Consider the following 13,963-nt stretch of genomic DNA (forward strand, 5'->3'; position numbering starts at 1 on the left):
GGACCGGAGGCGGCGTATGCTGAAGGCGGAATGAGACTCTGGCCACGCCATCCCGCCGAGATTCCGCCGTCCCTCCCTGCCGCGCTGGAAGCGCAGGATTGGAGCGCCTTGCGCGAGAACATGGTAAGGACGCAGATTGAGCGGCGCGACGTGCGCGATCCAGCAGTGCTGAAGGCGATGCGCGTCATCCCGCGGCACCTCTTCGTCCCGGTCGAACTGCGGAGTTCCGCCTATGAAGACCGGCCGCTGACCATCGGCCATGGCCAGACGATCTCGCAGCCGTACATCGTGGGGTCCATGTCGGACCTTCTGGAGATCCAGCCGGCGCATACGGTGCTGGAGATCGGCACGGGCTGCGGCTATCAGGCCGCCATTTTGTCCCAGTTGGCAAACCAGGTGTTCAGCGTAGAGATTGTGGATGCGCTGGCAAAGCAGAGCAGCCGGATGTTGCACGAGCTGGGTTACCGGAACGTGACCGTGCGCCGCGGTGACGGATACCTGGGCTGGCCCGAAGAGGCTCCGTTCGACCGGATCATCCTGACAGCCGCGCCGCCGGAGATGGTGCCAGCGCTGGTGAATCAACTGAAGAACGGCGGGCGCCTCATCGCACCCATCGGCGTGGACAACCAGGTGCTGGTCATCGTCGACAAGGACGCGCAGGGGCGTACGCAGCAGCGCACCCGCTATGGCGTGGCCTTTGTCCCCATGGTGCCGGGGCGCAAGTGATCAGCCGAGGTCCCGCTGTACGTTGACCCGCATATAGAACAGCCGGAAGCCGCAGCGTTCATAATTGCGATGGGAAGCCGTCCCAGGCACGACGCAGGCCATGGCGTAGTCGCACCCCGCACGGGCCGCCAGCGCAATCCGATGGCGGATGAGCGCTGTCTGCAAGCCCTGCCCGCGAGCCTCGATCAAAGTGGAGTCACCAAAGAGCATGGCCATGCGGTCGTGGACCGCCATGGCCGCCGCCCCCACCGGTTCGCCGAAAATCTCGCCGAAAAAGGTATCTCCGACGGAGGTCAGGTTCATGAGGATCTCAGCCGCTTCGTCAGGCATGTCGACGACCCCGCCGAAGCCGCGCAGGACCAGGCGGCACCATTCTGCATAGCGGTCGTCAGCGGTGCGGCTGATGCCCAGCGGTGCCGGCACGACATAGTCCGCATCCGCAGAATCGACTGGCCTCAGCATCAGGTTGTTGAACTCAATGATGTGGTAACCCCGGCCCATCACCTGCTCCACCACGGTTGGATCGGCCAGCGGACACAGATCGATGAGAGAGGCGCTGCCGCGGCTGCTAAAGAACTCCTCCATCCGATCGAACTCGTCTGTAGATACAGGCCCGTTCATCCCGATTCCAAGCGCATGGGTCATGGGGGATCCGACTCCGGCAAACACCGCGCAACCGCCAGCCGCAGGAATTGCTTCCAGAGTCCCTGAGCGCGCCTTTCCTACCAGCGCGAAACCGTTGGCTGCTTCAGCAGCTTCTGTTCGCCGCGCCAACGAGAGATCTGCCGTGGAAAAAGGGAAAGGCACGGCTCTAGTATAATCGGCTGATTCTGGAAACATCAGTTTCGCAATTGGAGCAACGGCTGGGCCTATGGGACGTGGTCTCGCTGGTGGTGAGCGCCGTGATAGGTTCGGCGATCTTCCTCATCCCCGCCACGCTGTTGCGGCCCCAACCCTCGCCGCTGGCCGCCATGCTCGCGATGGTCTTCGCGGGCCTGCTTTCCTGGTTTGGAGCCCTGGCTTACGCCGAGATGGGCGCGATGTTTCCCGACACTGGCGGCGAATACGTCTATCTGCGGGAGTCGTGGGGACGGCTATCCGCCTTCCTGCTGGGCTGGTCGTTCTTTGCTGTGATCCAGGGGGGCGGACTGGCTGCTCTTGCCGTGGGCTTCTCGACGCTATTGGGCGGGATCGTGCCGCTCACGCCAGCCGCCGCGAAAGTGGTGGCGGTGAGCCTGTTGATGGGCCTCTCCTTCGTCAACGTGCTGGGTGTCCGGCAAGGGGCGTGGTTCGGCCACGTGATGAATGTCATCAAGCTCTCGGGTTTGTTGTGGGTGATCGTCACTATCGCCACCAGGCCGCCGGCGGCCGCGCTGGACTGGTCGTGGCCACGGCATTGGACTCTGCTGCAGTTCAGCGCCGCGCTGGTACCCGCACTGTGGGCGTATGAGGGCTGGAATATGGCGCCCTGTGTCGCCGGTGAGATGGTGGATGCACGCCGGACTTTGCCGCGCGCGCTGGGTATTGGGCTGGGCGTGGTGATTGTGTTGTATTGCGTGACGCTGTGGATAACCATGCGGGCGCTGCCAGTCAGCCAGATTCTCGCCACCAGCGCGGCCGGAACGAGCGCGGTCCAGACGGTGCTGGGCGGCGGCGCTGCGCTGTGGGTGACGCTGACGATTCTGTTTGCCCTGGTGGGGTGCACGAACTCGTGCATCCTGGGGGCGGCTCGAGTGTACTATGCACAGGCACGGGACGGGTTGTTCTTTGAACCGTTCGGACACGTGCATCCGCGATTCAAGACGCCGGCCTTCTCCCTGATCGCGCACGGAGTCTGGTCGTCGCTGCTGGTCTTCACCGGGACGTACGAGACGCTGATCTCCTATTGCACGTTCGGGGCGTGGATCTTCTACGCACTGGTGGTGGCCGGGGTGATGCTGCTGCGCAGGCGGAACCCGGACACGGCGCGACCGTACCGGGTTTGGGGCTACCCGTGGACACCGATGATCTTCATCGCTGTCGCGGCCACATTCATTCTGAGTTGCTTCGTCACCACGCCGGGCAGTTCTTTCGCCGGGCTGGCACTGATCCTCTCCGGCATTCCCCTGTATCTCTATTGGCGGAGGCGCGTCACGCCCGGCCGGGCATAACCATGCGCAGATAGCGGCTGGGCATCTGCTGGCGGCCCCACCCGCCGATCACAGGGAAACTGAAATACAGCCGGCGCTTGGCCCTGCTCACGGCGACGTAGAACAGACGATGCTCTTCGTCCTCCAGCCCCTCCTTCACGCTGCGGCGATTCGGGAACTCGCCATCGGCGGCGCCGGCGATGAAGACGGTGTCGAACTCGAGCCCTTTGGCCTGATGCACTGTGAGCAGCAGGACCTTGTCTTCGTCAATGGCCTGACCATCGATCTCCTTGCCCAGCGAGGCGACGCTGAGAACGTGAATCAGGGCATCCATGGGCTGCATGGACGGGTCGTCGAAGCGCTGGAACAGAGTGAGCAGTTCGTCCAGGTGCTCCCGGCGCGGAGCATCGGCAGGATCCCGTTCGTAGTGCTTGATGAGGCCGGATTCGTGGAGGATCCGCTCCAGCAGTTCGAACGGCCGTTCGGTCAACATGAACGTGCGCCACTGCTCCAGCCTGTCGGCCAGCGGCTTGAACCTGGCACCATACTGCTTCACTGCGCCGACACGAGCCATCGCCCCCGCCTCCAGTTGGGGCAGCAGGACCTGCAGGAGTTCCACGGTCGCTGCCACGTCCGCATCCGCCCGGTGGGTGGGAATGCTCTTCAAACCCAGCCGGCTGCAGATCTCGCCCAACTTGTAGCGAGGCAACCGGTGGAAGCGGCGGGTGATGTCGAGAGTGTCGAAGACCTGCCTGGCTTCCCACGCCGGCAGGCCCAGGCGGGCGCAGACGCTGCGCACCATCGGCACATCGAACAAAGCCACGTTGTGTCCGGCCAGGACACAGCCTTCACAAAAAGCCTCGAACTCACGCAACACATGAGCCGGATCGCGGCCTTCCCGGGCGAGGAATTCGTCACTGAGGTGGTGGATCGGTTCGGAATCACCCACCGGCCGAGAGGGCTTGAGGTAAGCGTGGAACTGAGCCAAGACGGACGAACCGTCGCAGCGGGCGGCGGCGATCTCCACGATCTCATCATCACCGATGGAAAGGCCCGTGGTTTCGATATCAAAGACGACGACGCGCCCGGCGCGGGCCGCCTCCATCAAGGGACGGAACGGGTCGCCGGTTTCGAACGTGGAGGGCGTCAGCAGGTCGGCCGGCTTGAGTCCGGCCTGCCTGGGCGCGCCGGCCAAAGCCTCGATGGTGGCCTCGCCGATCCCTTTCGGCGGGGTCTTAAGGAAGCGCATCAGGCTATTGGCGTCGTGCGGATTCAGCAGCAACCGGAGGTGCGCCAGCGTTTCTTTAATCTCGGCCCGCTGGAAGAACTTGAACTGATCGACCTGAAGGTGCGGCAGCCCGAGCGCCGTGAAGTTCCGGGACAGCTCACGGGACGTGAAGTTGCTGCGTGTGAGCACCGCGATCTCACCGAGCTTGACGCCCTGCTGCTCGACCAGCGTCTCCACCTGATCGCGGATCCAGCGGGCCTCGTCTCGCGTGTCATCGGCTTCGTAAACGCGGAGCGGTTCACCCTCTTCGGCCTGTTGCGGCACAATGCTTTTGGTGAGGGCACCTGGGCAGGCGCGAATGAGGCGTTCGCAGGCTTCCAGGATGCGGCGGGTGGAGCGGTAGTTGCGGGTGAAGCGCATCTCGTGGACTGGGGCGAAGGCGGACTTGTACTCGGCCAGGATCTCGAGAGGAACGGAGCCGCGCCACTGATAGATGGTCTGGTCGATGTCCCCGAAGAGAGACAAACGGCGATGGCGCGCAGCCAGCAGCGAGAGCGGGCGATATTCGCCGCGATTGGTGTCCTGGATCTCGTCAACCTGGATCCACGAGAACTTGGCCTGCCAGCGTTCGAGGACCTCAGGATTCTCCTTAAAGAGGCGGTTGACGCCGGCAATCAGGTCAGCGAAGTCGACGGCATGGCATTCACGCAGGGCATGGACGTACTCCGCCAGCAGCGGTTTGAACATCAGGCCGCCGCGATACTGCAGAAATGACGCACGGCTGTCGCGCAGGCAGGCATCGAACACCTGCTGCGGCGTACGCGGGACGGCGTCATCGAACTCGCTGAGGCGGGCGCGGGCGGCCGCATCGAAGAGCAGAAACTCGAACGAGTCGCGCTCCTCGTCGGGCGGTTTGATATTGGCGCGGCGGGCCACTTCGCCGAGAATCGAGCGGCAATCCTCTTCATCGTAGATGAGGAAGTCGCGATCCCAACCAACGGCCGGCGCCTCGACACGGAGAATCTGGGCGCAAAGTCCATGGAAGGTCTTGGCCGTGACTTCCCCTCCCCGCCGGCCCAGGTGCCGGGCCAACCGGTCTTTGACCTCGCGCGCTGCTTTGTTGGTGAAAGAGAGGCAGAGGATGGAAGACGGCGCGACACCCTGCTCCACGGCGTGGGCGGCGCGCAAAGCAAGGACATTGGTTTTGCCCGTGCCAACGGGGGCCATGACGAGCAAGGCCTCATTCCAGGCCTCGACCGCCTCGCGTTGCTCGGGATTGAGCGTTTCCCAGGGAATCATGTGGGCCGCGGGAGATGGCGGGAACCAGTCGGAGTCGAACCGACCAACGATCCAGAGAACCGTTCAGCGGTTTTGAAGACCGTGCCTACCACCGGGCAAGATTGGCTCCCACTGCATCTTAGCAAGCCGGCGCCCCCCTGCTGCTGGGCAGAGCAGGTGGGGCGCCGGGCAGCGGCTAATCGACGATGGGGCCGGCGGCGGCAATATCTTCGCCCACGGAACCGAACTTGCTCGAGAAATTCTTATGGAAACGGGAGGCGAGATCCCTCGTCGCGGCGTCATAGGCGGCCTTGTCGGCCCACATGCCGCGGGCGTCAAGGACTTCGGTCGGCACCCCGGGACAGAATTCCGGTACCTGCACCTGGAAGACCGGATGGGCCTTCACCGGCACGTCGCCGAGTTCACCTTCGATTGCCGCATTCACCATGGCGCGTGTGTGGGCGAGTTTCATGCGATGCCCAACTCCGGCCGAACCGGCAACCCAACCCGTGTTGACCAGCCAGACGCGGGCCTTGTGCCGTTCCAGTTTCTCCCCGAGCATGCGGGCATATTCCAGCGGGCTGCGTGGCAGGAAGGGTTCACCAAAGCAGGAGCTGAAGGTCGCCTGCGGCTCTTTCCCGAGACCACGCTCCGTTCCGGCCAGGCGCGCAGTGTAGCCGCTGAGGAAGTGGTACATCGCCTGCTGCGGCGTCAGCTTCGAGATCGGGGGCAGCACGCCGAACGCATCGGCGGTCAGAAAGACCACATCGGAAGGATGTCCGCCGAGACCGGGTACCAAGGCATTGCTGATGTACTGGGCACGGTAAGCGGCGCGTGTGTTCTCTGTAAACTCTTCAGAATCATAGTTTAGGATCCGAGTCTCCGGATCAATAACGACGTTCTCCAACACACACCCAAAGCGGATGGCATCAAAGATCTGGGGTTCGGCTTCGCGTGACAACCGGATGCACTTGGCATAGCAGCCGCCCTCGAAGTTGAAGACGCCTGTGTCGGACCAGCCGTGCTCGTCATCGCCGATCAGCCGCCGCTCCTTGTCCGCCGAGAGGGTCGTTTTGCCGGTGCCCGAGAGACCGAAGAAGAGGGCCACCTTCTTGTGGGCTCCCACGTTGGCGGAGCAGTGCATCGGCAGAACATCCCGTTCCGGCAACAGATGGTTCAGGATTGTGAAGACCGACTTCTTCATCTCACCGGCATAGAACGTACCCAGAATCAGCACCATGCGGCGGGTGAAGTTGACGCAGATACAGGTTTCGGAGTTTGTTCCGTCGGTCTTCGGGTCGCAAGTGAACTCGGGTGCGAAGACGATGGTGAAGTCGGGGACATGGGCGGCGAGTTCGGCCAGGTCCGGCTTGATGAATAACTGCCGGGCGAACATGGAGTGCCACGCCCGCTGGGTGACGACGCGAATCGGCATCGTGAAGTTGGAATCGGCTCCAGCCTTGAGGTCAGCGACGAACACCTCGCGGCCGTCCAGGAATTGCTGGACCCGCGCCCAGATACCGTCAAACTGCCCAGGTGTGAGCGGCTGATTCACGCTGCCCCAGGCGACGGTGCTTTCGGTGTAGCTGTCCCGGACAATGAATTTGTCTTTCGGCGACCTGCCCGTGAACTGGCCGGTGCGAACGACAAGCGCTCCGTTGCCGGCGAGGACCCCTTCCTGCCGTTGAAGCGCCATCTCCGTGAGGCGCCCCGTTCCGAGATTCCACCACTGTGTGGTGGGTCTCAATCCAAGAGATTCAAGAGTATGATTGCTGGGACAGACACCGGTAATGCTCATAAAGTATTCGATCCTGGAATGAAGAGGATCCACTATCTTCGGTGGATCTCGAGACGACCCGTTACAGTCGCCAGTCTATCATGGAGATATGCACCACCAAGCCATTCGTAGCGCCCTGCTGGCCGCCCTGGCGTGGTGTGTCTGCCCGGTCTTTGGGCAGGCGATCGAGTTCGAGTCGAACGGATTGCGGTACCAGACCCTGACACGGTCAGGTGTCACGGTGATGTTTGCCCCACTGCCGGCGAATCTGAAGGAGTATGCGGTGTTGCAGGTGGCCATTTCCAACGGATCGCCTTCCGCCCGCACAGTGAAACCCGACGATTTCCGGTTCGAACGCGCGGATGGCACGGTGCTGCCAGCCACGCCGGCCCGGAACGTGGTGCAGCAGTTTCTGCAGCGCGGCGGGCGCAACGACGTCATCAAGCTGGTGGGCACCTATGAGCTGGGCCTTTACGGACTAAGCCGGTTTCAATCGACCAACGGCTACGAGCAGCGCCGCCAGGCGGCACTGGCCGAGGTGAACTCCTCTAAGATCAAGGCTGCCGCGGCGGCTTCGGCGATCGTCCTGGTGTCGACCAGGCTGATGGCCGGTGAATCCACCGATGGAGCCCTGTTCTTCCAAACCCAGGGCCGTCCGCTGGGCGCCGGGAAGCTCACGGCGATCATCGGCGCGGAACGGTATGAGTTTGAGATCGGTGGGTTGAAACACCCCGGCGAACTGATGCAGCGCCCCTGATCCAGCAACCCAAACCGTTATTCGCTCCGGAGCGCCCGCAGCGGGCTGACCTGGGCGGCCTTGATGGCAGGCAGGAAGCCGGCCAGCGCCGCAGTCCACAATAGGCCTAGCGTTGCCGTTGCGATCGTAAACGGGTCAGAAGGCCGCAAGCCAAACAACAGTCCTGAGATCTGGGCAGATGCGAGCCGGGCGGCCAATAAGGCAACGGGGATCCCGATTGCGGCGCCCAGGAACGCAAGCGCCAGCACCTCTCGCATCACTGTCCATACCACGTCGCTGCTCTGCGCTCCCAACGCCATGCGGATTCCGATCTCCCGCGTCCGCTGCACCACAGCGAAAGAGAACAGCCCGTACAAACCGACCGCGGCGAGCAGCGTGGCCAGCAGGCTGAAGAGCCCGGAGAGCATGGCCATCAGCCGCTCCCTCACCAGGACCGCGTCCACTTCCTCGGCTAGAGTCTGGATTTCGAACATCGGCAACTCCCGGTCGACGTTCTGAATCGCCTCCCTGACATGAGGAATGACGGCGGACCTGCCACCCTGCACCCGGACATATAGCGCCATCTGGCCGCGGCCCGTATGGAGTTGAAGGAAAGGCTGATAGACAGTCGGGGTGGCATCGCCTCGCGGATTGAGATAGCGGGAATCCTTCACCACGCCGATGATCTCGCGCGGCTCGCCGCCCAGGGCGATCCGTTGGCCGACGGGATTCCCGTTCGGAAAGGCCCTGCGGGCAAACGTTTCATTGACGACGGCGACCAGCGGCGAACTCTCCAGCAGATCTCCGGGTGCGAAATCGCGTCCGGCGGCCAGTGAGATACCCGACGCCGCGAAGAAGTGGGGGTACACCAGCGGCACGAAGGCGCGCACCTCTTCGCCCGAGGACAAAGTAAAGGGGGCATTGGCCCCTCGGGGTGTGGTCGGAGTGAACTGTGCCATCCCCACCGACTTCACTCCGGGCATTGCCTCGACACGGCTGATCAGGTCCCGATACGTGCGATCCAGACGGGACAGCGCGCCGTCCGCGTTCCTTTGATTACTGCCCTTTGGCTCGACCCGGACGACTAACACGGAATCGCGGGCAAACCCGGAATCCTGGCTGTTCACCTTCTGGAGGCTCCGCACAAACAGCCCGGCGCCGACCAGCAGTACCAGCGACATTGCCACCTGCACCACCGCCAGGACCCTGCCGGACCACAGGCTGCCGAAGCTGCCCCTGGTGGAGCCTGAGATGTTCTTCAGCGAAGGCCCCGCGGCGACTCGCGTAGCCCGCAGAGCCGGCACGAGTCCGAAGACAATACCCGTCAGGAGGGAGACGGCTGCGGTGAAGGCCAGGATTCGCAGGTTCGGGTTCAGGTCGAGAATGATCGGTGCCCGGCCGGACGACAGGTAGGCGACCAGCAACCGGGTGGCCAATCCCGCCAGTAGCAGGCCGAGGGCTCCGCCTGCCGACGACAGCACCACACTCTCCACCAGCAACTGACTGATGAGCCGGCTGCGGGGCGCGCCCAGCGCGACACGCATCGCAAATTCCGGTTGCCGCGCCGCGGCACGGGCCAGCAGCAGATTGGCCGTGTTCGCGCAGGCGATCAGGAGCACGATGCCGACCAGTCCCATCAGCAGGAAGAGCGGCGCAGAAAACTGATTGCGGAGTTCAGACAGCCCGGCGGCCGCCGGCGCCAGTTGCAGCCGTTCGTTCTCCATCGACTGGAACTTGCCGCCCTTGGGAATCTCCTGCCGGAACGGCGCCTCCAACTGTGCAGCCGCCTGGGCGGGCCGCAACCCCGGATTCAGACGCCCGAATGCCTGGACCCAGGTAAGATATTGTCCGGGATTCACCAGCAGGTTTTCGGACGACGGCACAACCGCGGGCTGCATCATCATCGGCACGAAGATGTCGGGCGCGGAGCCGACCTCCAGGCCGAAGAACTCCGGCGGGGTGACCCCGATGATGGTGAAAGACTGTCCGGAGAGAGTGACCGTGCGGCCGATGGCGGCCGGCGCCAGCCCAAAGCGGCGGCTCCAGTAGGCGTGGCTGATCATCGCAACCGGATGTCCATTTGGCACCAGATCGTCTTCCCGCCCGATCGTCCGGCCCGCCAGGGCACGCACGCCCAGAACGGAGAAATAGTTACCGGATACCAGTTGACCGGAGAGCGCCGGTTCCGTCCCGCCATCCACGCTGATGTTGATGCGGGCGGACGACCACCCTGCCAGTTCCTGCAGGACCCGGTTCTGCCTGCGCATCGACTGGAACTGGCCGTAAGTGAATCCACCCTCAAAGGAGGAGCCTTCCCCATGCGTCAACAGCTGCAGTTCAGCCGGACGTTCCACGGGCAGGAGCCGCCACATCACGGCGTCGAGCAGCGTAAAAATCGCGGTGTTTGCACCAATCCCCAAAGCCAGGGAGAAAGCGACAGCGAGCGAGAAACCGGGGCTCTGCCGCAGCACGCGACAGGCGTAACGGAAATCCTGGAGGAGGTTCTCGACCAGCGCGACACCGCGCGCCTCGCGGCATTCCTCTTTCAACTGCTCGACCCCGCCCAGGGCCAGACCCGCCTGGCGCCGCGCCTCCTCCTCGTTCAGGCCGGACCGCTGGAGCTTCTCTACGTTGTGATCGAAGTGGAACCGCAGTTCCTCGTCGAGCTCGTCCTCGAGCATCCTCCGCTGGAAGAGCGCGCGCAGCCTGTACAGAAGGTCGCTCAGCATTCCGATCCCTCGGCAAGGTCGATGTCTTCGTTGGCCACTCAGCCTCCCCTCTTGCTTCTACAGGAATAATCTACACGGACTCTTGTAGAAGCGCAAGGGAAAGCGTTCGGGGACAACCCTTATGATCACGGGAGCGCCAGATTCCCGCTATCCTGGGAAGTCCCGCTCATGATTCGCAATATTCTTATTTCCTTCGCCCTGGGTGCCGCCCTGCGGGCCCAGCAGGCTCCTGCGCCGCCAAAACCGCCGGCCGATCCGCCCCAGCCGATTGTCAGGCACCAGGAAATCACGGTCAATGGCAAGGCGCTGAAGTACACCTCGACCACCGGCCTGATGCCCATCAGGAACGCGGCCGGCGAAATCGAAGCAAATATCTTCTACATGGCCTATACCCTGGAGGGCGTGCCCGACACCAAAAGGCGCCGCCTGATGTTCTCGTTCAACGGCGGACCGGGCTCGGCCTCCGTATGGCTCCACATGGGCGCCCTGGGACCCAAACGCGTCCGCATGATGGACAACGGCGCCTTGCCGCCCGCGCCCTATCAATTGGAAACGAACCCGGCCACCTGGCTGGACGAAACAGATTTGGTCTTCATCGACCCGGTCGGCACGGGGTACAGCAGGGCCACCAAGACAGAGCTAAACAAGAAGTTCTCCTCGGTACGCGGTGATATCGAGAGTGTGGGTGAGTTCATCCGGCTCTACCTGGGCCACAACAACCGCTGGCTCTCGCCGCTGTTCCTGGTGGGGGAGAGCTACGGCACGACACGAGCGGCCGGGCTTTCCGGCTACCTGATTGACAGAGGGATTGCGCTGAACGGCGTGCTGCTGATCTCGACTGTTCTCAACTTCCAGACGCTCAGCTTCGATCAGGGCAACGACCTGCCGTACGAACTATTCCTGCCGACCTACACGGCCACGGCCTGGTATCACAAGAAGCTGCCCGCAGACTTACAACAGAAAGATCTAAAGACAGTCCTGCACGACTCAGAGCAATGGGCGGCGGGCGGATACGCCCAGGCATTGGGCCGCGGTGACCTGCTCACCACCGAGGAGCGAACTGCGGCGGCGAAGCAACTGGCCCGTTTCACAGGCCTGCCGCAAAAGTACATCGAGCAGAGCGACCTGCGCCTGGACATTATGAAGTTCATCCGCGAACTGCGGCGCGACGAAAACGTCATGGTGGGCCGCCTGGACAGCCGGTTGACGGGTCCTGGACCGCGGGAGACGACCGACAGCGCTGAATTCGACCCGAGCATGACCGCCATCCGCCCGCCATACACGGCGGCGTTCAATTACTACGTGCGCTCGGAACTGGGCTACGAGAGCGACCTCGATTACTACATCCTGGGAGGCGGCATCACACGCTGGGATTGGGGCAACGAGAATCGCTACGCGGATGTCAGCGAGTCGCTGCGATCTGCCTTCGCCAAGAATCCGCACATGAAACTCTACGTGGGCGCGGGTTACTTCGACCTGGCTACGCCGTATTTTGCCGCCGGCTATACGCTGAATCATATGAAACTGCCCGCGGGCGCAAAGGACAACATCCGCGTGCACTACTACGAGGCAGGCCACATGTACTACATCGACATCACGCCGCTGGCCGCCCTCAAACGGGATGCCGCCAGCTTCATCCGGTGGGCGGCGCAGTGATCGACCTGCACACCCACACCGCCGCCAGTGACGGCACCGACACGCCAGCCCAGATCATTGACCACGCCGTGGCGCTGGGCCTGGAAGCGCTGGCGATCACTGACCACGACACGTTCCGCGGCTCCGATGAGGCGGTGCCCCTGGCCGCCGCCAAGGGCCTGCGCTTCGTGCGCGGACTTGAACTGAGCACGCGCCAGCCCGACGAGGCGAATCCGGCCAGCCGCAGCGTTCACGTTCTCGGCTACTTCTTTGGAGAACCCTCGCCGGAGTTCCGGGCCTGGCTGGAGACCCTCCGCGCAGCCCGCAAGGAACGCAACTGCGCCATGGCCGCGAAGCTCACGGCCCTCGGCATGCCCGTCACTGTGGAAGAAGCGGAAGCGCACGGGCGCAACATCACCGGGCGCCCGCACTTTGCCCGTGTACTGCGGGACAAGGGCTTCATCTCCTCGATTGAGGAGGCGTTCCAGTGCTATCTCGGAGAGACCGGCGTCGCCTATGTGGAACGGCAGGACCCCAGTTCAGAAGAGGGCATCCAGCGGATCGTGGAAGGCGGCGGCCTGGCCAGTCTGGCGCACCCCTTCCGCCTGAACAAGACCGACCCGATGGAAGAAGAGGCCCTGATCCGCCGTTTCGCCGATGCGGGCCTGGGCGCCATCGAAGTCTGGCATTCTGACCACGATCAGAGCACCCGGGACCGGTACATCCACCTGGCTCGCAAGTACGGCCTGGGGATGTCCGGCGGTTCGGACTATCACGGCGACAACAAGCCGCACGTCCTGTTGGGCCGCGGCCGGAACGGCGTCAATCGCGTCCCGCTAGCCCTGCTGGACGACCTCTGCCGCCGCGCCGCCAACCGTTAGGCCCGACCCGGGGACGATAAATTTCGCCCGCAGATAAGCCAAGCCTCTCACGCACGCCCCTGCTGGAGAGTACGCGGCAGAGGTGACGGTTCCGGCCTCCTGGTCGCCGGCCATGACCTTCTCACCGGGCGCCGGGATTTCCGTGCCTTCAATTTTCAGTTTCGTCAGCAGCCGGTTCACCTGGCCCCGCGAACGCACGCGCTCAACGATCTCCTGCCCGAGATAACAACCCTTGTTGAAATGCACAGCCTGCAGTTGCTGTGTCTCCTGAACCAGGCTGGAGTCCGAGATGTCGTCGCCATAGCGCGGCACGCCATTCTCCAGGCGCACCGACAGGATGTCTTCCGCCGAGGCGGGAACACCGCCAGCCGCCTGTAGCGCCTGCAGGACGGTGTCTTTCTCTTCCAGAGGGACAACCATCCGAAACCCCGCCTGGCCTGTGACCGCCGCGTTGAGGATGATGCCATGCTTGGGCAATGCGGCTGCGTTAGGTCCTTCCACCGCGATTTCGGCGGTGGTGGCGGTGAGGTCTTCGAGCGTCACGTCGTCGGCAATGATGAACTTGTCCAGGTGGGCGAAGACCTTCTCGCGAACCTCCGGCTCCACGTCGAGCAGTAGATAGTCCTCCTCGGCGTGAATCCAGACATCCGCCTGGATCCTGCCCTGGGCGTTCAGAAAGAAGGCGTAAATCGTCCGGCCGGGTTCCAGTTCCTGCACATGATTGGTGGTCATGGCGTGCAGCAGCCGTTTGCGGTCTTCCCCGCTGGCGCGGATGCGGCCGCGGGCCGAGAGGTCAAGAATCGCGGCGCCCTCTCGCAGCGCCTGATATCCGGGAGTCGGCATG

The 13,963-nt window shown here is 63.4% G+C and carries 10 protein-coding genes and 1 tRNA gene; 5 read left to right on the forward strand and 6 right to left on the reverse strand.

Annotated elements, in window-relative coordinates:
• Positions 1-30 precede the first annotated feature (30 nt).
• A complete protein-coding gene (locus tag IRI77_RS16795) occupies positions 31-726 on the forward strand; it encodes a protein-L-isoaspartate(D-aspartate) O-methyltransferase (RefSeq protein ID WP_194453191.1) in 696 nt (231 codons plus the stop codon).
• Here the strand turns inward: IRI77_RS16795 and IRI77_RS16800 are convergent, their stop codons facing one another.
• Positions 727-1,347 (reverse strand): GNAT family N-acetyltransferase, encoded by a 621-nt coding sequence (locus tag IRI77_RS16800; RefSeq protein ID WP_194453192.1) that lies wholly within the window; start codon positions 1,345-1,347, stop codon positions 727-729. It abuts the gene before it with no gap.
• Positions 1,348-1,577: 230 nt separating this feature from the next.
• Between IRI77_RS16800 and IRI77_RS16805 the strand changes: the two genes are divergently transcribed.
• Positions 1,578-2,876 (forward strand): APC family permease, encoded by a 1,299-nt coding sequence (locus IRI77_RS16805; RefSeq protein ID WP_194453193.1) that lies wholly within the window; start codon positions 1,578-1,580, stop codon positions 2,874-2,876.
• Here the strand turns inward: IRI77_RS16805 and IRI77_RS16810 are convergent.
• The 3 genes from IRI77_RS16810 to pckA all read right to left on the reverse strand — a co-directional run bounded on the left by IRI77_RS16810 (position 2,857) and on the right by pckA (position 7,159).
• The gene (locus IRI77_RS16810) at positions 2,857-5,382 is read right to left on the reverse strand and encodes a 3'-5' exonuclease (RefSeq protein WP_194453194.1); all 2,526 of its coding nucleotides are present in this window, start codon (positions 5,380-5,382) and stop codon (positions 2,857-2,859) included. The genes IRI77_RS16805 and IRI77_RS16810 overlap by 20 nt on opposite strands.
• Before the next feature lie 15 nt (positions 5,383-5,397).
• A tRNA-Sec gene (locus IRI77_RS16815) sits at positions 5,398-5,492 on the reverse strand.
• Positions 5,493-5,557: 65 nt separating this feature from the next.
• A complete protein-coding gene (pckA, locus tag IRI77_RS16820) occupies positions 5,558-7,159 on the reverse strand; it encodes a phosphoenolpyruvate carboxykinase (ATP) (RefSeq protein WP_194453195.1) in 1,602 nt (533 codons plus the stop codon).
• An 88-nt stretch (positions 7,160-7,247) separates the two neighbouring features.
• On the opposite strand from pckA, the gene IRI77_RS16825 reads away from it, so the two are divergent.
• A complete protein-coding gene (locus IRI77_RS16825; RefSeq protein ID WP_194453196.1) occupies positions 7,248-7,895 on the forward strand; it encodes a hypothetical protein in 648 nt (215 codons plus the stop codon).
• A gap of 17 nt (positions 7,896-7,912) precedes the next feature.
• Here the strand turns inward: IRI77_RS16825 and IRI77_RS16830 are convergent, their stop codons facing one another.
• Positions 7,913-10,603, reverse strand: a complete 2,691-nt coding sequence (locus IRI77_RS16830) for an ABC transporter permease (protein WP_194453197.1) — start codon at positions 10,601-10,603, stop codon at positions 7,913-7,915.
• A gap of 168 nt (positions 10,604-10,771) precedes the next feature.
• On the opposite strand from IRI77_RS16830, the gene IRI77_RS16835 reads away from it, so the two are divergent.
• Positions 10,772-12,259, forward strand: coding sequence for a S10 family peptidase (locus tag IRI77_RS16835; protein ID WP_194453198.1), 1,488 nt, complete (start codon positions 10,772-10,774; stop codon positions 12,257-12,259).
• On the forward strand, positions 12,256-13,119 hold the full coding sequence (locus IRI77_RS16840) for a PHP domain-containing protein (RefSeq protein ID WP_194453199.1): 864 nt from the start codon (positions 12,256-12,258) through the stop codon (positions 13,117-13,119). Before IRI77_RS16835 ends, IRI77_RS16840 begins: the two co-directional genes overlap by 4 nt.
• Here IRI77_RS16840 and ygfZ read toward each other — a convergent pair.
• Positions 13,075-13,962 (reverse strand): CAF17-like 4Fe-4S cluster assembly/insertion protein YgfZ, encoded by an 888-nt coding sequence (ygfZ, locus tag IRI77_RS16845; RefSeq protein ID WP_194453200.1) that lies wholly within the window; start codon positions 13,960-13,962, stop codon positions 13,075-13,077. The two genes, IRI77_RS16840 and ygfZ, sit on opposite strands and share 45 nt — an antisense overlap.
• Position 13,963 lies beyond the last annotated feature (1 nt).

The organism is Paludibaculum fermentans (genome assembly GCF_015277775.1).
GTDB lineage: Bacteria > Acidobacteriota > Terriglobia > Bryobacterales > Bryobacteraceae > Paludibaculum > Paludibaculum fermentans.

What these genes read in the sequence shown, in the direction of transcription:
- IRI77_RS16795 (WP_194453191.1), top strand. Translation starts at nt 31, where the DNA reads ATGAGACTCTGGCCACGCCATCCCGCCGAGATTCCGCCGTCCCTCCCT.
- IRI77_RS16800 (WP_194453192.1), bottom strand. Translation starts at nt 1,347, where the DNA reads ATGAACGGGCCTGTATCTACAGACGAGTTCGATCGGATGGAGGAGTTC.
- IRI77_RS16810 (WP_194453194.1), bottom strand. Translation starts at nt 5,382, where the DNA reads ATGATTCCCTGGGAAACGCTCAATCCCGAGCAACGCGAGGCGGTCGAG.
- pckA (WP_194453195.1), bottom strand. Translation starts at nt 7,159, where the DNA reads ATGAGCATTACCGGTGTCTGTCCCAGCAATCATACTCTTGAATCTCTT.
- IRI77_RS16825 (WP_194453196.1), top strand. Translation starts at nt 7,248, where the DNA reads ATGCACCACCAAGCCATTCGTAGCGCCCTGCTGGCCGCCCTGGCGTGG.
- IRI77_RS16830 (WP_194453197.1), bottom strand. Translation starts at nt 10,603, where the DNA reads ATGCTGAGCGACCTTCTGTACAGGCTGCGCGCGCTCTTCCAGCGGAGG.
- IRI77_RS16835 (WP_194453198.1), top strand. Translation starts at nt 10,772, where the DNA reads ATGATTCGCAATATTCTTATTTCCTTCGCCCTGGGTGCCGCCCTGCGG.
- ygfZ (WP_194453200.1), bottom strand. Translation starts at nt 13,962, where the DNA reads ATGCCGACTCCCGGATATCAGGCGCTGCGAGAGGGCGCCGCGATTCTT.